The sequence below is a fragment of the Oribacterium sinus genome (assembly GCF_963553175.1).
GTDB classification, from domain to species: domain Bacteria; phylum Bacillota; class Clostridia; order Lachnospirales; family Lachnospiraceae; genus Oribacterium; species Oribacterium sinus_B.
The window spans coordinates 41956-59303 of record NZ_CAUVME010000016.1 but is presented as its reverse complement, the minus strand read 5'-3'; the positions used below and the strand labels follow the sequence as shown (position 1 = coordinate 59303).

Below are 17348 nucleotides of genomic sequence, written 5' to 3'. Positions count from 1 at the left end.
CGCCCTTCCCGTGTCCCGTAACAAAGAAGAAAAGGAACAAAAAGACCATCATGGAAAGAAAATGCAGACTGCCGTAAAAAAATCCTCCCATAGCTACCACCGGATTTACCGTAAAGAAGGAAAGCAGACTGGCAATGCCATAGCCGATAAATACCCATTTTTGCTTTCTCTTTAAAATCAAAAGATAGTACTCCGTGTTAGCCAGAGCATAGAAAGCTCCGCCCAAAATCAAAATGCAGAAGGTCCATCTTTCTCCTGTAAACTTTCCGGAGAAGCTGCTGCCAAGAATCCACTCCAAAATGCTGAGAGCCAGGCCGGAAAAAATAAGAGCCAGAAGAAAAAGGACTAAGGACAGCAAAACTACCTTTTTAAATAAGGCATTTTCCTGCTTTCGAAAGGCTTTTTCCTTCCCGGTCTGAAAAAGGACCGCCAACTGCGGAAGGGCCGGGCGGATAATAAAGTTTGCTAAAAGATAAATAAAGTTTCCGGGCATAAATAAAAGATTAAAAATACCGGAACGGGAAGAGCCGTAGACCTGATCCACCGCATATTTGCTGGAAGAAAAAACATAAAAGTCTAAGAACACGGAAAGAAAGAGGGTGAAAACCTCCTTCCATAGCTTTACTAAATCCGACTTGCCGAGACTCTTTTCTTCCCCCAGGGGCTTGGTGGCTTTTAAAGGGAGAAGGGAAAAGAGAAAGAAGGAGGCCGCCTGTGCCAGATTCATAGCAATGGCGCCCAAGAAAAGATTTTTAGTGATTCCAAGAAAAATCAGAAGAGCCAGGACGGAAAAAACCGTGCGAAGAAACATGGACTGTCCGGCCTTATACAAAACGCCCCTTCTTTGCAGTTCCGACTCATACACATCACAAAAGGCATCCCCTATTTTAAAGAGACATAGGAAGAATAATATCAGACTCTTCTCCCCGGTATAAAGACCGCTACCGTACTGAAACAGAAGAAAAAGCACAGCCAAAATCAGAGCCAAACCTCCGGTAAGACTGCGAAACTGCCTGTATTGTCGAAAAGAAAACTCTCCCTTCATATCTGTGATATGAAAGGGGCGAAGTCCAAAGTAAGCCACAATGAAAAACTGTTGTCCCAAAGTAGAGTAACCGAAGCCGAAGATTCCTCCCTGCTCCTCTCCCCCTAAACGAAGGACAAAGAAAGCCAGCACCATGGAAGCCAAGGCATAGCACATACTGCCTATTCCGTTCCAAAGCACATCATTTTTCATGAAGGAAGGCTTCCGCCCTCCCTGTTTTCCTACTGCCTCTACACTCATTACGTTCTTTTTCACTACTTTCTATATTTTTGTATTTCCGAAAAAAAGAATAGACAAAAGCACTCTGGTCATATATTTTGCCGCATTCCAGGGCTTTAGGTAGGACTCTCCCTCCCGTCTTTCCCGAATCTTTACCGGCACCTCGGAAACTGTCATTCCCGCCAAAAGTAAATGAGCCAAGGTATCCGGCTCCGGGGAGAAATTTCGTTCTCTGGAAAAGCGAAGAATGGCTTCCCGCCCGTAAATCCGAAGTCCGCAGGTGGGGTCCGTCAGTTTTGTACCGGTTCTTAAAAGAATAGCCAGGCTGATTAAGGAAGAACCGAAGTCTCGTAAAGAGCCTCCTTTTTTCTTTTCCAAAAAACGGGAACCGCAAACAATGTCCACGCCATTTTCCGCCTCCTCCAGCAAAGCCGCCACATCCTCCGCCCGGTGTTGTCCGTCGCCGTCAAACTGCAAAGCATAGGCATAGCCCCTTTGATCCGCATAACGCATACCGGTTTGAAAACAGGCTGTTAAGCCGAGGTTTTCCGGAAGGGCAAGGTAGGAATAGCCCTTTTTTTGGCAAAGCTCCACAGTTCCGTCTGTGGAACCGTCGGAAACAATAATATATTCCGCTTTAGGGTCTACGGACAAAATATCTTCCACCACCGCGTCCAGACTCTTCGCCTCATTGTAAGCGGGAATAATCCAGAGTAATTTCTTTTCTTCCAACATATCCTCCTTAGAAGAATTTTTGAACTTTTTATCTGTCTTAGCTAGGAAAGATAAAAATCATCATAATACTTTCCGTAAAAACCATAACGAATACCGGCTTCCGGCTTTTGAGAAACAACATCCGCCATCGCCTTTGTTTCTGACAGACTTCCTGCAGCCTTCTCTCCTTCGGCATCCGGTTCCGATGTCTCAGAAAGGTAAAAGTCCACCGCCTCTTCCACAAAGGGCGCTCCTGCCAGGACAGAAAATCCGATGCCTCCTGAGGGACGAGGATTAATTTCCAGAAAATAAAAGCAGTCCTCCTGCTCCTCATAAATCCACTCAAAATTCACAAGACCATAAAGATTTAAAGCTTCTGCAATCCGCTTGCACTGCCTTTCAATGCCCTTCTCCGGCAAAATTTCCACACTGACTCCGGCTCCATTTTTCGTCCGAAGATTTTCTTTCCGTACCAGTGCTCTATCCACTCCCCCATGACCTCGAAAGTAATCTACCGTATAGACCTTCCCTTCGATTTTTCTTTGGAAAATGTAGTTCTTCTCCTCTTCCCGCCACATCTTATTGCAGAAAAAGCCCAGCTGATCCTCGTCCTCTATCTCACACAAGCCCTCTGAGGAACGGCCGTTTCTTTTCTTGGCAATCATGGGAAAAGATAGGTTCTCAAAATCCAAATCTTCATACTCTTCTCCGGGAATCACGGAAAATCCCTCTTCCAGCTTGTCGGAAAGAAATTTACTTAAAAGGTATTTGTCCCGAATCAGACTTAGATCCCCCTTGGGAATACAAAGGGTAATTCCCTCCTTTTGAAAGCGTTCCTTATGTTTTTCATAAAAATCCACTTCCAAATCAATCAGCGGAAAAATAGCGGAAAGCTCCCACTCCTTACATAAGGAAAGAATTCTATCCAAATATACCTCTTCCTCCCGTACTAAGGGAATTTGCGCAAAGTCCTTCACCCTTTTCGCCATGGGAATCCACTCTCCGGGATAACAGTCCGCACCATATACGGTGTAGCCCTTCTTTTCCAGTCCTTCTATAACCGTCTTGGTGGAAAAGGAGCCCAAGGCTGTACACAGAATATTTTTCATGAACACTCCTTTTGTAAAATAACGGAAATTCTTTCAATATCGGAAAAATCCAAATCAGGATAGATGGGCAAAGTCAGTATTTCCTCCGCAATTCTCTTGGCTATCGGCGTGCTATCCCCCGAAAACTTTCCTTTATAGCAATCATACTCGGAAATCAAAGGATAAAAGTATTTTCTGGGATGAATGCCTTCCTTTTCCAGAAGGGAGAAGATCTGATTTCTTCTTCCCTCTCCTAAAATCCGTACAGGAAGGTAGGCATAGTTTTTCTCCACCCCCTCCTGCCCCTTAGGGAAAACAAGACCGGGGACGTCCTTTAACAGGCTTTCATAATGCCGGTATCGTTTCTCTCTTTCCTTGATATATTCCTCGATATGCCAAAGATTACAAAGTCCCATGGCAGCGGAAAATTCATTCATTTTCCCGTTACAACCCACCAACTCTACGCTTTCCTGCCCCATAATACCGAAATTTTTCAAGGCATAAAGCTTATGCATAAGCTCAGGATTTTTCTCTCCAATGCAAACCGCTCCGCCCTCAATGCTGTGAAAAACCTTGGTGGCATGAAAAGAAAACATGGAAGCATAACCAAAGCTCCCTACGCCTCTTCCATGATAGCGTTCCCCAAAGGCATGGGCAGCATCATAGAGTACCGGAATGCCGTATTCCTTAGAGATTTTATCCAGCTCTTCCACTTCGCAAATATGTCCATAGACATGCACCGGTAAAATCGCCACCGTATCCTTTGTAATAAGGGAGCGAATCTTCTTTACATCCAAGGTATAAAAATCCTCTTCAATATCACAAAACACCGGCGTACAGCCGTTTCTTACAATGGCATGGGTAGTGCTGGCAAAGGAAAAGGGAGTGGTAATGATTTCTCCCTTTTTTCCAAGGCTTTCAATCAAAAGCTCTAAAGCAATATGACCATTCACAAAAAGCTCCGTATTTTCCACGGAAAGAAAGGCGGAAAGCTCTTTTTTAAAATGTTCATGGAATTCCCCCATATTGGTTAAAAGACGAGTCTCCCATAGCTTTTCCAAATAGGGAAGAAATTCCTCCAAAGGAGGAAGGCTTGATTTTGTAACGTAGAGCTCTTCTTTCTTTTTCATTACTTCCTCCTTAAATTCTGTCGAGATTTTTACAATTCTATAGTAATCCCATGAAAATGTAAATGCTCCCTAGTTCTTTTTGCGTTTTTGTGTTAAGGTTCATAGGTATATTAGAATTTAAGGAGGTTAACTATGAATCAAGCGAAAAAGTTCGCTGCCATTCTTACGCTAATGAGTATCTCTGCATCACAACCCTTTCTTGCCATGGCAAATCCGGTAGAGAGTACAGAGAATACTGCCATTGTATATACAGAGGAAAATGCCCCCTCAATTTCTCAGGGTCCTGTAGACGGAAGTAATAGTGCAGTGCTAAGCCCCGGAAATACAAGTTCCGGAAGCGGCAATGCCGGAGAGAATACAAACAGTAGTTCCCAGAATAACGGCGGAGAGAATAATGCCACCGTACAGGAATCCGCTCCCTTGGAAAAAACAGAGCTTACCGTAGATGCCATTCGTCCCTTTATGACCACCGATCATGCGGGAGACGTGGCCGCAGACCCGGTTTTAAATCTGGTTCCTTTGGCGACCTACTATATTTATAATTCCGCCGGAGAACGAATCGACTACGGTTACAGTCAGGACAACCAGTCCTTTACCTTCAGCCCCAACGGCTTCCAAAGAATCATGCTGGAGCACCAGAACGTAGGAAGATGGTATTATCGTACCTATTCTCCCTCCGGCTCCTGGGGTCCCTGGGCAGCTTCCGGAGAAACCACACCGGATAAGGGAACCGTTACTGCCATTATGTTGAGAGTCAAGGGATATACCCATACCATGGGAGAAATCTACTACCGTGCGGTATTAAGTGACGGTACCGTAACGGATTGGGCGAAAAGCGGAGAAGCCTGTGGAAGCTTTTCCGGGGATAAGTACATTGTGGGCTTAAAGATTGCCCTTTGGAAAAACGGTGTGGAGTTTAGCGGAAAGCGCGGAAAAGCATTGGACAGTGCATATCAGGAGGGACTCTATTTTGAAAATGGAGAACCTAAGTACCAGACCGCTGACAACAGCCCCTATACCGGCTATGCTTTCGACCCGGATTCCAACCAGTACTACTTTGAAAACGGTGTTGCCCAGAGAGGCTGGAAGGTGGTAAACGGCTATCGCATTTACCTGAATGAGCAGGGAATTGCTTTAAAGGACTTAGAGCCGATTATGGGTAAGCAGGCAGCCTACAGTATTCGTATTAATAAGGAAACCAGAACCCTCTATGTCATGACCAAGGACGAGGAAGGAAAGTTCACTATTCCTTATAAGACTATGATGTGCAGTGTGGGACCGGATACGCCACTTGGAAATTTCAAGATTTACGAAAAATATCGTTGGCACTTCATGCATAAGGATTGCTATACCCAGTTCCTCTCCCGTTTCTATAAGGGATTTTTGATTCATTCCTTATTGTATGAAAAGGCAGATCCCCACAGCTTTGATGCCATCAACTACAACTTTATCGACCAGGCCATCTCCGGCGGATGTATCCGTTTAAGAGCCATCGATTCCCAGTGGGTCTATGAAAACTGTAAGAACGGAACTCCCGTAAATGTGTATTCCGATGCCTGGGACAAGGGTCCCATCGAAAAGGATGCCATCATGCAGGCTATCCCCAGAGAGCAGAACTACGATCCTACCGATCCTGTTGTTGCCGGTAAGCAAAGTGCAGAGGATGCCAAGAGTGTAGCCGATTCCAAGAAGGAAGTGGCGAAGGAAGCGGAAGAAAATATCATTGAACCCAATGCCTAAGGGACAAACAAATGAAAACAACCATCGTTATACCAAACTATAATGGAGCTCATTTTTTAGAAAAGTGCATGCCTGCTTTGCTTTCTCAAAGCAGGCAGGACTTTTCTATTCTTTTTGTGGACAATGCTTCCAAGGATGATAGTGAAAAGCAAATCAAGTATTGGATGGAGCAGGATCCGGAGCGGATTTTCCTGATTCAAAATACGGAAAACACAGGCTTTGCCACTGCAGTGAACCAGGGAATTCTCTGGGCCAAGGGGCAGGGAGCAAGCTATGCCCTGCTTTTAAACAACGATACGGAGGTAGCTCCTGACTTTGTGGAGCAGCTTCTGCTTTTCATGGAAGAAAAAGAAAAAAAAGGAGAAAAGGTATTTGCCCTTTCCTCCAAAATGGTAAAGATGCATGACCCCAGCCTGATGGATGATGCCGGGGACGAACTGTGTCTCTTAGGTTTTCCCTTCCAAAGAGGTTTAGAGGATGAAGCCTCCCGGTGGACTAAGGCCGAAAAGGTATTTTCCGCCTGCGGAGGAGCTTCCCTATACAGTATTCCTCTTTTGGAAGAAACCGGACTTTTTGACGAAAAGCACTTCGCCTATCTGGAGGATGTGGACCTGTCCTTTCGGGCCCAATGGAAGGGCTACTCCGTTTACTACTGCCCCACTGCCCTTTGTAAGCATGTGGGTTCCGGAACCAGCGGAGGAAAATACAGCGATTTTAAGGTAGAGCTTTCTGCCAGAAACTCTATTTTCCTGCTTTATAAAAACTTTCCTCTCGGGCTGAAAATTCTGAATTTCCTGCCCTTCTTACTGGGAATTTTGATTAAGGCTCTCTACTTTCAAAAGAAGGGCTACGGAAAGGCCTATCGAAAGGGTATCTTTAAAGGCTTAAAGGAAAGACAGGAAATGAAGAAGGTGGATTTCCGGGAAGTGCCGCTTAGAAGATTGATCGCTATTGAGCTTAGGCTGTTTAAAAACTGCTTTGTATATCTTTCGGAGAGAAAGAGGAGAAGAAAAGGGCTGCGCTCCGATGCTGTATAGGGATGAAAGCGGGCACGCTCCCGCTAGCTTCGCCTTCGTAGTGCAGAACTGTAAAATGATAAAAGGCAACGCTCCGAAGCTGTATGGATATGAAATCGGGCACGCTCCCGCTAACCTCGCCACGTAGCGGATACTAAGCGAAAAACACAGTACCTGTGTTTTTCGCAAGTACCGACGGGCTCAGATTACCCTCTTTCATACCTATACAGCTTCGTTCGCTTTGGCTTTGGTTTTCTTCAGTTCTTCTCTTCGCAGATTTTCTGCTTATACCGAGAGGCTCAGATTGCCTTCTTTCATGCCTATTAAGCATCGTTCGCTTACATTATTTGATTTCTACTGTTCTTCTCTTCGAAGGCTTTCTACATGTACCAACAGGCTCAGGTTACACGCTTTCATGCCTATACAGCTTCGTTTGCTTTGGCTAATTGTTTTCTATATTCCTTTTCTCTTTAAAGGGTTTAATTCCATTAGTGTTTTGATATCTTTTCTGTTCAGCAGCAAAGAAAATAGTATATAGCAGATTGCTCCCAGGGGGATGAGGGCTATGAGTTGCCATAGTTCGGTCATTCCTCTTTTTTCTAATTGTCCTTGGGATAGATAAACGATTCCTCCCATGAGAAAGGATGCGATAAAGGATGCCAGGCAGTCTTTTAATTGGGAGAAGAAGCCGTATTGTATCAGTTTTTCATTGGGTTTGGCATTTAAATACAGACAGAGAACTTCTCCAACATTTTTCCCAAAGAGCATGACGAAGATGCCGAAGGGAAAAGTTAACAGAAGAATAATTATGCCCAAAATCTTCTTGATAATTTCCAGCTTCAGAAATAAATCCGAGCGCCCCTGACTGTTCATCAGTTGTAGATTGCACATGTGCAGGGGTAAGAATAAATACGTCACGGAAAGAAAACGTAGATAGGGTAACATCCCTATCCATTTCTTGGTGAGCAGTAAGATGATAAAGGGCTTTGCCACTGCCATTAGTCCAAAAAGAATGGGAAACAAAAGGAAGGCGGAAAAACGAATGGTTTTCCTGGCCATTTCCTGCAAGGTATCCTTTTCCTCCTGCATCTTGGAAAAGGCGGGAAACATTACTCCGGATATCATGGTGGATAGGGTGGAGGACAGAAGCTTTGGAAACATTTCTCCTCGATTGTAAAGCGCCAGTTCCTCTACCTTGTAGCGTTTTCCGATGACTAGACCATAGATATTTTGCCAGATCTGATCCAGTAGTCCGGAAAACAGGATTTTCCAGCCAAAATGAAATAAAGCTGATAAAGAGGAAAGTCGAAATAAAAGCTTCGGTCTCCAAGGGAGGCATAAGAATAATATCAGCATGGTAAAAAAGTAATAGGAAATCTGCTGATAGGCCATGGCAAAGGAGCCAAGCCCCCGATAGGCTAAAAATACTGCCAGTACTCCGGAAAAGAGGGAGGAAAAGAAGCTGGCCAGAAAGATCGGGCGAAACTGCAAAGCCCTTCCGGCATAAGCCATTTGGATGGATATTACCGCTCCGGGGAAGAGCAAAATACTCATTTGTCGTAAAAGAGACTCTAAAATCGGGAGATGATAAAACTCTGCCACAAAAGGGCTTATGCCGTAAAACAGAAGGTAGATTCCTCCGGACAAAGCCAAGGTGAGATAAAACACGGAAGAATAATCTTCCTCTTTGATTTCTTTTTTCTGCATCAGCGCCTGAGAAAAACCGGATTGAATAAAGGTATTGGCAATGGTGATAAAGATGCTGATGACACTCACCGCCCCTACCTCTTCCGTATCCAAAATCCGAAGGAGAAACAGGGAGAAAATCAGCTGTATGCCCTGGTAGGAAATCTGCTCCAGGAAACGCCAAAAAAGGCCGGAAAGGATTTTCCCCTTCCATCCCTCTTTATTTTGCGTCATTTCTCCCATAGCATTCTCCTTACTATCCTTTGCCTTACTGTCCTTTGATTTTTTTACATTTCTTTTTGCTTTGCTGAAGCTGCTCTTTCTGTTTCACTGAACTTGCTCTTCTATTTATTTCTTCCGCTCCATACCGAACTGTTTCTGTAAGAAGCGATAAAGCTTAGGACAGTACCGCTCCAAGCGAAGCAAAGTTCTCTCCGAGAAAGACATTTCTTGTAAATAGGCTCTATATTCCTTCTGATAAATTTCAGAAAAATCCCTAAGATTCAGTGCTATAGAAAAGCTGAGTCTATTGATGGCTTCCTCCACCTCCGACCTGTATTTCCCCTTGGACTCCTCTAAGAACAGCTTATAGCAATGCTTCATTTCCAAAAGATATTTCTCCTGCTGTTGCCGTCCTTTTTCCCTTTCCGTCCAGGAGCTTTGCAAATGAAAGCGATAGGCAGTGTATTCCTCCGGCAAGTATACCGCCTTTCCGGCCAATGCCGCCATCAACTCTATAGGTCTGTCCCCCACCGGACAGGCATAGTAAAAGTCCGGAAGCTTTTCAATTAAGCTTCTTCTAAAAAACATAGAGGAAAAGGCAATCCCCTTAGGATGATTGATTAGCTCTCTTCCTTCCAATATTTTCCCCTCCGAATAGGGACGAAGTAAGTCCTTCGGCCCCTCCCTGCCGTCGGGGAGCAAAACCTTTGCCGGATGAAAACAAAGAACAGCCTCTTCTTCTCTCTGTAATGCTTTCATCTGCTTTTCCAGTTTATCTTCCCGAAGGTAAAAATCATCCCCGTCAATTACGGTGATAAACTCTCCCCTTGCTCTTGGAAAATTAAAGATGCCGGTAATGTTTCTTTTCCCCTGAGAATACTGATTTTCCGTCTGCAGGATTGGAAAAAGAATCTCCGGATATTTCTCCTGATAAGAACGGATAATCTCCTGACTTCCGTCTGTGGAGGCATCATCATGGAGAAGGATTTCCAAAGAAAAATTTCCCTTTTGGGAAAGAATACTGTCTAAGCATTTTCCGATATAGTCCTTATGCCGGTAGGTCACAATACATACGGAAATTAACGGTTTTTCCTTCATGCCGCCTCCTTTCTTCCATAATCTAAGCCATACACTTTATTGATTATTAAGCCACATAAGCTATTGTCTAATATGAGTCTAAGCTCTTGGCTAATAAGTTTCTAATCACTTAACTATCCAAAAACAGCATTGCTCCGATGCCCCGATACAGAGGATAGGGGTAAATACCGAAGAGGGCCATGGTTGTTATTTTCCCTAAACGACTCTTCCCTTCCAAAGATAAAAAGGCTTCCAAGACCTTTTTCTTCTCTTCCGGAAAATTTTCTCCAAATAAACGCTTCAATTCTCTCCCCTGGGCAAACAATGCCCTGTAAGAAGTATGAATAATCTCTTCCTTATCCTTTTCTCCGGAATCCGCCAGCCTGTCTCCACATTCCTGCAATATACTGGCTTTTTTCGCCCCTAAGACATTTTCTCCATGCTGCCGGTAGGCATAGCTGGCATAGGGCAAATATTGAATTTCCCCAAAGCAGTTTGCCAACAAGGCCAGCCAATGGTCATGCATCTTTACTTCCACAGGAATTTCCTTGCAATATTGCAGCAAAGCTTTGTTGATTCCCACAGAGGCTCCTGTCACATGGTTTTGCAAAAGCAGGCGGGAAAAACGGCAGGAGGCACCCGGTAATTTCTGATACCTTCTATAGGACTTGGCAAGAAGCTCTCCTTTTGAATTCACCAAAGAGCAGTCTGTGTGACAAAGGATAGGAAGGCTTTCCCCAAACTTTCTTTCTTCCTCCTTTATGGCAGAAATCGTCTTGGAGAGCTTGTCCGGAAACCATTCATCATCCTGATCTGCAAGGAAAATATATTCTAAATTTTCTATCTCCACCTCCCCCTTAGCCAAGGCGGAAAGAATAGAGAGAAAATGCTTTGCCGGACTTCCACTATGCATAGGTCTCGGGAAAGCCCTCATCCTCCTTCCATACTTTTCCTGCAAGCTTTGCAGAATTGCTTTTGTACTATCGGTGGAGCCGTCATCAGAATAAAGGAGGCAAAAATCCTCCCTATCCTGCTCCATAATGGATTTAATCTGCTTTTCCAGATATTTCTCCCCATTATAAGTACATAAAATCACACAATGCATTTCAGCAATTCCTCTCTTTGACTAAGCAATTCCTCTCTTTGACTAAGGAATTCCGGCTCCGCATTAGTTTTTTTCTACACAAGTTCCACCCATAAAATAGGACTTTAGCATTCTTGATTTCGGCTCATTTAGAAAGCAAAAGAGAATAAAAAAGGGTTTCTCCCAAAATCACTGCCTGCACAAGCCTTAACAAAAGCATTTGTAAAAAATTGGCATGGAGGTATTTTCGGGCATACAATGCCTCGGACTGCTGCCGAAGCTTTTGTCTTTGCACCAGGGATTTCAAGGATTTCTTGGTGCTACCGCTGTCCTCATGAAGGTAAGAACAAATCGTACAAAGATAGGATTTGTAGCCTGCCCTTCTCAGCTTTTGACCAATTACCTTTTCCTCCTCATAAAGGAAGAACTCCTCGTCATAGCCTCCGGTCTTTTGGAATGCCTCTTTAGAAATACAAAGGGAGGAGCCATGCAGCACATCCACCTTCACATAGGGCTTTTGTTCCAAATAGGCTTTAGGATAAAAGAGCAGGGAAGAAAAAATTCTCTTGCTAAAGGGTCCCATGCTCAGAAGATTTTTAGAAAAGCTTTGTAAAGGCCAAGCTGTAGCCTGTTTTCCGTAAGGGTCCTTCATTCTGCCGGAGACCAATCCCACCTGCTTCTCCTTTGCAAAAACAGACAGAACATTTTCAAAGTAAGCTTTCTGAAAGCAGGTGTCGGGATTGGCTAAAAAGCAGTATTCCATCCCTTCCGAAAAGGCGGCCCGAAATCCCAGATTGTTGCCTGCCCCATAGCCCTTATTTTCCTTGGCAAAAATCAGTTTACACTTATGGTCTTGAATCTTCTCTAAAGTCTGCCTGCTACCATCCGTGGAGGCATTATCCACGATATAAATTCTCGTTAACACGGAAAAATCCTTCAGCTCTTTATATAGCCGAAGGGTATTTTCCAAATCATTATAATTTAAAATCACTATAGCACAGGACATTAGTTTTCCTTCCCCATAGAACGATAATAAAGCTCTCCCACCTTCTCCCGAAGCTTAGGGAATACAAAAGTCAGGAGATTTAGGACATGGTAGCAAAATAAATAGCCCTGCTTTCCCTTTTCTTTTTCCAACGGAAGGGGACTTTCTTCCGCATAATAGTCAAAGGCTCTGCGATAATAATTGTGATTGCCTTCTCTCCAAGGTCTTTCGTCTCCGGCAAAATGGACAATCACCGGATGGGCCTTTGCCTGCGAATAGCTCTTTTTGCTTTCCAGCTCCTGATACCAGGGAGAAAAACGACACAAGGCACTATACCTTGCATAAGCATAGTTGGAAAAGAAGTTAAAACGCTGGGGCAAGGAGCGAATCCGTCCCTTGCACACCATATTCAAAATGTCCTGGTCATTAAAAGGAAGCTGACCTTCCTTCATTTGATAATAGCGAAGACATTTTTCTTCCATTCCTTCCTCCCGAAGCAATGAAAGATTCATAAGCATCACTCCCGCATTATAGTAGGGACTTTCCTCTGCTAAGGATAAAAATTCCTTATGCTTTTTATAAATACTGGGCTCCGGAGCCATGCCCAAAAGCTTATCTCCAAGCTTTAGATGATAAAGGGGCAAAATGGATTGGAGCACCACTGTATCCGCATCCAAGTATAAAGCCTTGGTAATAGTTTCCGGAAGTGTGGAAGGGATAAAGAGTCGAAGCAGGGTAGCTTTGGAAAATTTTCCGGTGAAAAGGGCGGGAAGCTTTTCCTTCCATTCGGATAATTTCTCTTCCAAATCATAAAAGCTAATTTTCTGTCCTTCCGTCTCCACATATTGCCGAAGTTTTTCCTTACTTTCCTCTTCTATCCCCAAGGATAGGATATGAAAATGAAGAGCTTCTCCCTCCGCATGCAAAAGAAGAGAGGAAAGTGACACCGCAAGAATCGGCATAAAGGCCTCATTGACTCCGTAAACGATGTGCATACTTTTCTCCCTTCTGTATTCTACTTAGTTTCGCTTTAAGCTGTATTCTACTTAGTCTTGCTTTAAGAGCTTCTTTCTTCCGCCACTCTACGCTTTCCTTCCGCCTCAGCCTCTTCCGGGAAAAGCAGACGGTTCATCGCACTGAAAATCGCTCTAACGGAGGAACGGGTAATGTTGGAGGAAACTCCCACACCGAAGCCGGACTTTCCGCTATTTTCCTCTGCAAGTTGAATATAGGACACCGCCTTTGCAGAGGAACCTGCACTAAGAGCGTGTTCTGTATAATCCACAACCTTTAAAGCCAGCTTAAATTCCTTATTCAAGGCACTGATTACCGCCTCGATAGGACCGGATCCTTGACCGGAAACCTCTCGCAGTACACCGCGATTTTCAAAGGTCAGGTTAATAAAGCTGATGTAGGAATCTCCCTCTCCTTCCACATCGGTGGTACGAAGATTCTTGAAGAATAACGGAGCCTTGGCTTCCACATATTCCTCCCGGAATACCTCTAAAATTCTCTTCGGATTTACCTCGCCCTCCTGCTCGGAAATCTTCTGAATATAATCCGCAAATTCTCTCTGCATTGCCTTGGGCAGCTTATAGCCGTAATCAAAGTCCAGAATAAAGGCAACTCCGCCCTTACCGGACTGGGAATTGATTCTAACCACAGGCTCATACTGTCTTCCGATATCTGCAGGGTCAATGGGAAGATAAGGCACCTCCCAGAAGGGGTTCTTTCGTTCCCGCATAGCTAATACACCCTTATTGATGGCATCCTGATGGGAGCCGGAAAAGGCGGTAAATACCAGCTTTCCCGCATAGGGATGACGATCCGGCACACTCATCTTGGTGCAACGCTCATAAACCTCCTGAATTTCCCGAACATTTTCCAGATTCAACTTGGGGTCGATGCCGTGGGAGAAAAGGTTATAAGCCAGGGTTAAAATATCGACATTTCCGGTTCTTTCTCCATTTCCGAAAAGGGTTCCTTCGACTCTTTGTGCTCCGGCAAGAAGGGCCAGCTCTGCGGAGGCAATGCCCTCTCCTCTATCATTATGGGGATGCACGGAAAGAATCACATGCTCTCTTTCCTTCATGTTTTTGGACATAAACTCAATCTGATCCGCATAGACATTGGGGCTATGCATCTCTACGGTATTAGGCAGGTTAATGATAATCTCCCGTCCCGCCTTGGTTCCCCAGGCGGAAATCACCGCATTACAGATTTCCAAAGCATAATCCATCTCCGTTCCGGTAAAGCTTTCCGGAGAATACTCCAGACGAAGCTCTCCGGAAAAATCCTTTTCATGCCGCTTCACCATTTCCACAGCGGTAAGGGCAATGGCGGTAATCTCCTCTCTGGACTTTCCGAAAACCACATCTCTTTGCAATACAGAGGTAGAATTATAAATATGGACAATGGCCTTCTTTACTCCTTGAAGAGCCTGGAAGCTTCTTTCCAAAAGCTCTTCTCTACACTGTACCAAAACCTGAACCGTAACATCCTCCGGAATCAGATTCTTCTCCACCAAAGTCCGTAAATAATCAAATTCAATCTGAGAAGCCGCAGGAAAACCGACTTCAATCTCCTTAAAACCAAGCTTACATAGGAGTTGGAAAAATTCCACCTTTTCTTCTACGGTCATGGGATCCACAAGGGCCTGGTTTCCATCCCTTAAATCCACAGAACACCAAATCGGTGCTTTAGTGATTTCCTGATCCATCCAAGTTCTTTCCGGATAACGAAAAATCGGAAATTTTCTGTAACGTTTTACCTGATCCATTCTTACCTCCTATTGTATTTTTCCACTACTACTCTTACTTACTTCTTATTTTGAGTCTACCCTGTACTGCCAAACAAGCTTTTCCAAGCTCTGCAGGGCTTCCTTTTACTCTATCAATAAACTTAGGAAAGGACTAGTCCTTCCTTTTTCATAACAGCTATAACTTCCTCTACATATTTCTCACAAAGCTCTTCCTTGGAAGCCTCCACCATAACACGAATCAGAGGCTCTGTTCCGGAAGCACGAAGAAGAATTCTTCCATCCTCTCCCAAACTTTCCTCCACCTTCTTCACCGCCTCCTGTACGGTTTCATTCTGCTCCACCAAAAGCTTATCCTTCACCCGAACATTCTTTAGTACCTGTGGAAAACGCTGATACTCCGCCAAAGCTTCCTTAAGACTCTTCTTTTCCTCTAAAAGCACTTCCATCAGCTTAATACTGGTGAGAATTCCGTCCCCGGTAGTGGCATGCCGCATAAAGATGATATGTCCGGACTGCTCACCTCCCAGAGAATAACCGTTTTCCGCCATATTTTCATAAACATAGCGGTCCCCAACCTTGGTTTTTTCATAGGAAAGGCCTGCCCCATCCAAGGCCTTGTATAAGCCAAAGTTGGACATAATGGTAGTTACAATTTTATTGTCCTTTAACTGCCCCTTATCCCGCATATTCTTTCCGCAAAGGTAGAGAATCTGATCTCCGTCCACCAGTTCTCCGTCACTGTCTACACAGAGACAACGATCCGCATCGCCGTCATAGGCAAAGCCGATTTCGCAATCCCCGTTCTTCACATACTCCTGCAAAGCTTCCATATGGGTAGAACCGCAGTTGGCATTTATGTTGTAGCCGTTAGGATCATTGGAAAGTACATGGGTATCCGCTCCCAGAGCATCAAATACCGCCTTGGCACAGGAGGATGCGGAACCGTTGGCACAGTCCAAAGCAATCTTCTTTCCCTTAAAGGAACGGGTAGCCAAAGAAATCAGATAACCGATATAACGGTTTCTTCCTGCAGCAAAATCTACGGTTCTTCCGATTTTATCTCCGGTGGCTAAAGGAACTTCCCCGGTTTCTCCATCCAGATAGGCCTCAATCTCCGCAATAAAATCATCGGAAACCTTTTCTCCGTTTTCATTGATGACCTTAAGACCATTGTCATAGAAAGGATTATGGGAGGCGGAAATCATTACTCCGCAGGAAAAGTCTTCGGAACGAACAATATAGCTAACGGAAGGCGTAGTGGTAACGTGCATCAGATACGCATCTGCTCCCACAGCGGTAATTCCTGCGGAAAGAGCATATTCAAACATATAGCTGGAGCGTCTGGTATCCTTACCGATAACAATGCGGCACTCCTTTGTGCCTTTGTTCGAAAAATAATAGGCCAAGAACTTTCCCACCTTAAAGGCGGTATCCGCTGTCAAATCTACGTTAGCCTCTCCACGATAACCGTCTGTTCCAAAATATTTTCCCATCTTTTCTCCTTAACTTTTTTTGCAAATTGAGCCAGTGCATTTTTTCATTCCGGCTTTAAATATATTGCTATTCCCTTCTACCGGGTTCTTCTGTCCCTTATTTTTGGAAAGGGACCTGTCTGCCGAATCTGCAAACAGGTCCTCTCTCCTTTCTATAAAAGAAAGCTTCTTTATTCCGCTTCTAACGCCTGTAAATAACGCTTTAAAGCATCCTTCCAATGAGGAAGGCCCTGAAATCCCTCTCTCTTAAGCTTTTCTTTACTCAGTCTTGAGTTAAAGGGACGTCTTGCTCTACTTAAACCGTACTCCTCCGTAGTAACGGGAATCACCTCCGTGGAAAGTCCCGCCTCTTCGTAAATGGCCTTGGTAAAGTCATACCAGGAAATGTACTCTCCTTCATTGGTGGCATGATAAGTACCGTATTTTTCCGTCTCCACCATATCCACCAAAAGCCTTGCCAAATCCAAGGTATAGGTGGGACTTCCTACCTGGTCGGAAACCACTCGCACACTGGGATGCTTCTTCCCCACCTGTAACATGGTCTTAATAAAGTTCTTTCCGTTTAAGCCGAAAACCCAGGCAATACGAACAATAAAATGCTCCGGTAAAACCTTTCGAATCGCCTCTTCTCCCGCAAGCTTGGAAGCTCCATACACATTGATGGGATGGAAATCTCTTTCCTCCTCTTCCCAGGGCTTTGTTCCCTCGCCGGAGAAAACATAGTCTGTGGAAAGATAGAGTATCTTCCCCTTTAAATCCTTCATGACTTTTGCAAGACTTCCGGGAACCTCTCCGTTAATACGAAAAACAAAATCTCTTTTCTCCGGATCCTCCGCATCATCCACCGCAGTCCATGCGGCACAGTGAATCAGACAGTCAATCTTCTCTTCGGTAAGAATTCTTCTGGCTTCCTCTTCATTGGTCAGATCCAGTCCCACATAGGGCATCGTGCAAACCGGACTTCCGTCCATAATTCCCACATACTCCGACTCAATCCCGGAGCCTACCGCCTCTATGCCTCTTCGAGCCAGCTCATTCATCACATCATGACCTAACTGACCATTAACGCCGGTAACGAAAACTCTCAT

General features: G+C 44.5%; 14 protein-coding genes. 2 read left to right on the top strand and 12 right to left on the bottom strand.

Annotated elements, in window-relative coordinates:
* From RYO92_RS06160 to RYO92_RS06145, 4 genes are all read right to left on the bottom strand, one after another.
* The coding region (locus tag RYO92_RS06160) for a lipopolysaccharide biosynthesis protein (RefSeq protein WP_315369813.1) at nucleotides 1-1300 on the bottom strand (1300 nt) is incomplete at its 3' end.
* Nucleotides 1301-1306: 6 nt separating this feature from the next.
* Nucleotides 1307-1999, bottom strand: coding sequence for a glycosyltransferase family 2 protein (locus tag RYO92_RS06155; RefSeq protein WP_315369812.1), 693 nt, complete (start codon nucleotides 1997-1999; stop codon nucleotides 1307-1309).
* Between the two features lie 41 nt (nucleotides 2000-2040).
* Entirely contained in the window at nucleotides 2041-3087 is a 1047-nt protein-coding gene (locus RYO92_RS06150) for an ATP-grasp domain-containing protein (RefSeq protein WP_315369811.1), read from the bottom strand.
* Nucleotides 3084-4196, bottom strand: a complete 1113-nt coding sequence (locus RYO92_RS06145; RefSeq protein WP_315369810.1) for a DegT/DnrJ/EryC1/StrS family aminotransferase — start codon at nucleotides 4194-4196, stop codon at nucleotides 3084-3086. The genes RYO92_RS06150 and RYO92_RS06145 overlap by 4 nt, the downstream gene beginning before the upstream one ends.
* A 132-nt stretch (nucleotides 4197-4328) precedes the next feature.
* Between RYO92_RS06145 and RYO92_RS06140 the strand changes: the two genes are divergently transcribed.
* Both RYO92_RS06140 and RYO92_RS06135 read left to right on the top strand, forming a co-directional pair.
* Nucleotides 4329-5936, top strand: a complete 1608-nt coding sequence (locus tag RYO92_RS06140; protein WP_315369809.1) for a L,D-transpeptidase family protein — start codon at nucleotides 4329-4331, stop codon at nucleotides 5934-5936.
* An 11-nt stretch (nucleotides 5937-5947) separates the two neighbouring features.
* Complete coding sequence (locus RYO92_RS06135; RefSeq protein ID WP_315369808.1) at nucleotides 5948-6973, top strand: glycosyltransferase family 2 protein; 1026 nt, start codon at nucleotides 5948-5950, stop codon at nucleotides 6971-6973.
* A gap of 432 nt (nucleotides 6974-7405) precedes the next feature.
* Here the strand turns inward: RYO92_RS06135 and RYO92_RS06130 are convergent, their stop codons facing one another.
* From RYO92_RS06130 to rfbD, 8 genes are all read right to left on the bottom strand, one after another.
* On the bottom strand, nucleotides 7406-8881 hold the full coding sequence (locus RYO92_RS06130) for a lipopolysaccharide biosynthesis protein (RefSeq protein WP_315369807.1): 1476 nt from the start codon (nucleotides 8879-8881) through the stop codon (nucleotides 7406-7408).
* A gap of 105 nt (nucleotides 8882-8986) precedes the next feature.
* Nucleotides 8987-9958, bottom strand: a complete 972-nt coding sequence (locus RYO92_RS06125) for a glycosyltransferase family 2 protein (protein ID WP_315369806.1) — start codon at nucleotides 9956-9958, stop codon at nucleotides 8987-8989.
* A 109-nt stretch (nucleotides 9959-10067) separates the two neighbouring features.
* The gene (locus tag RYO92_RS06120; protein WP_315369805.1) at nucleotides 10068-11042 is read right to left on the bottom strand and encodes a glycosyltransferase family 2 protein; all 975 of its coding nucleotides are present in this window, start codon (nucleotides 11040-11042) and stop codon (nucleotides 10068-10070) included.
* Nucleotides 11043-11166: 124 nt separating this feature from the next.
* A complete protein-coding gene (locus tag RYO92_RS06115; RefSeq protein ID WP_315369804.1) occupies nucleotides 11167-12027 on the bottom strand; it encodes a glycosyltransferase family 2 protein in 861 nt (286 codons plus the stop codon).
* Nucleotides 12027-13001, bottom strand: a complete 975-nt coding sequence (locus RYO92_RS06110) for a glycosyltransferase family 8 protein (RefSeq protein ID WP_315369803.1) — start codon at nucleotides 12999-13001, stop codon at nucleotides 12027-12029. The genes RYO92_RS06115 and RYO92_RS06110 overlap by 1 nt, the downstream gene beginning before the upstream one ends.
* A 62-nt stretch (nucleotides 13002-13063) precedes the next feature.
* Nucleotides 13064-14785, bottom strand: coding sequence for a 2-isopropylmalate synthase (leuA, locus tag RYO92_RS06105; protein ID WP_315369802.1), 1722 nt, complete (start codon nucleotides 14783-14785; stop codon nucleotides 13064-13066).
* A 122-nt stretch (nucleotides 14786-14907) separates the two neighbouring features.
* Nucleotides 14908-16260 (bottom strand): phosphoglucosamine mutase, encoded by a 1353-nt coding sequence (gene glmM / locus RYO92_RS06100; RefSeq protein ID WP_315369801.1) that lies wholly within the window; start codon nucleotides 16258-16260, stop codon nucleotides 14908-14910.
* A gap of 170 nt (nucleotides 16261-16430) precedes the next feature.
* Nucleotides 16431-17348: a dTDP-4-dehydrorhamnose reductase gene (rfbD, locus tag RYO92_RS06095; RefSeq protein WP_315369800.1), complete on the bottom strand. Its 918-nt coding sequence runs from the start codon at nucleotides 17346-17348 to the stop codon at nucleotides 16431-16433.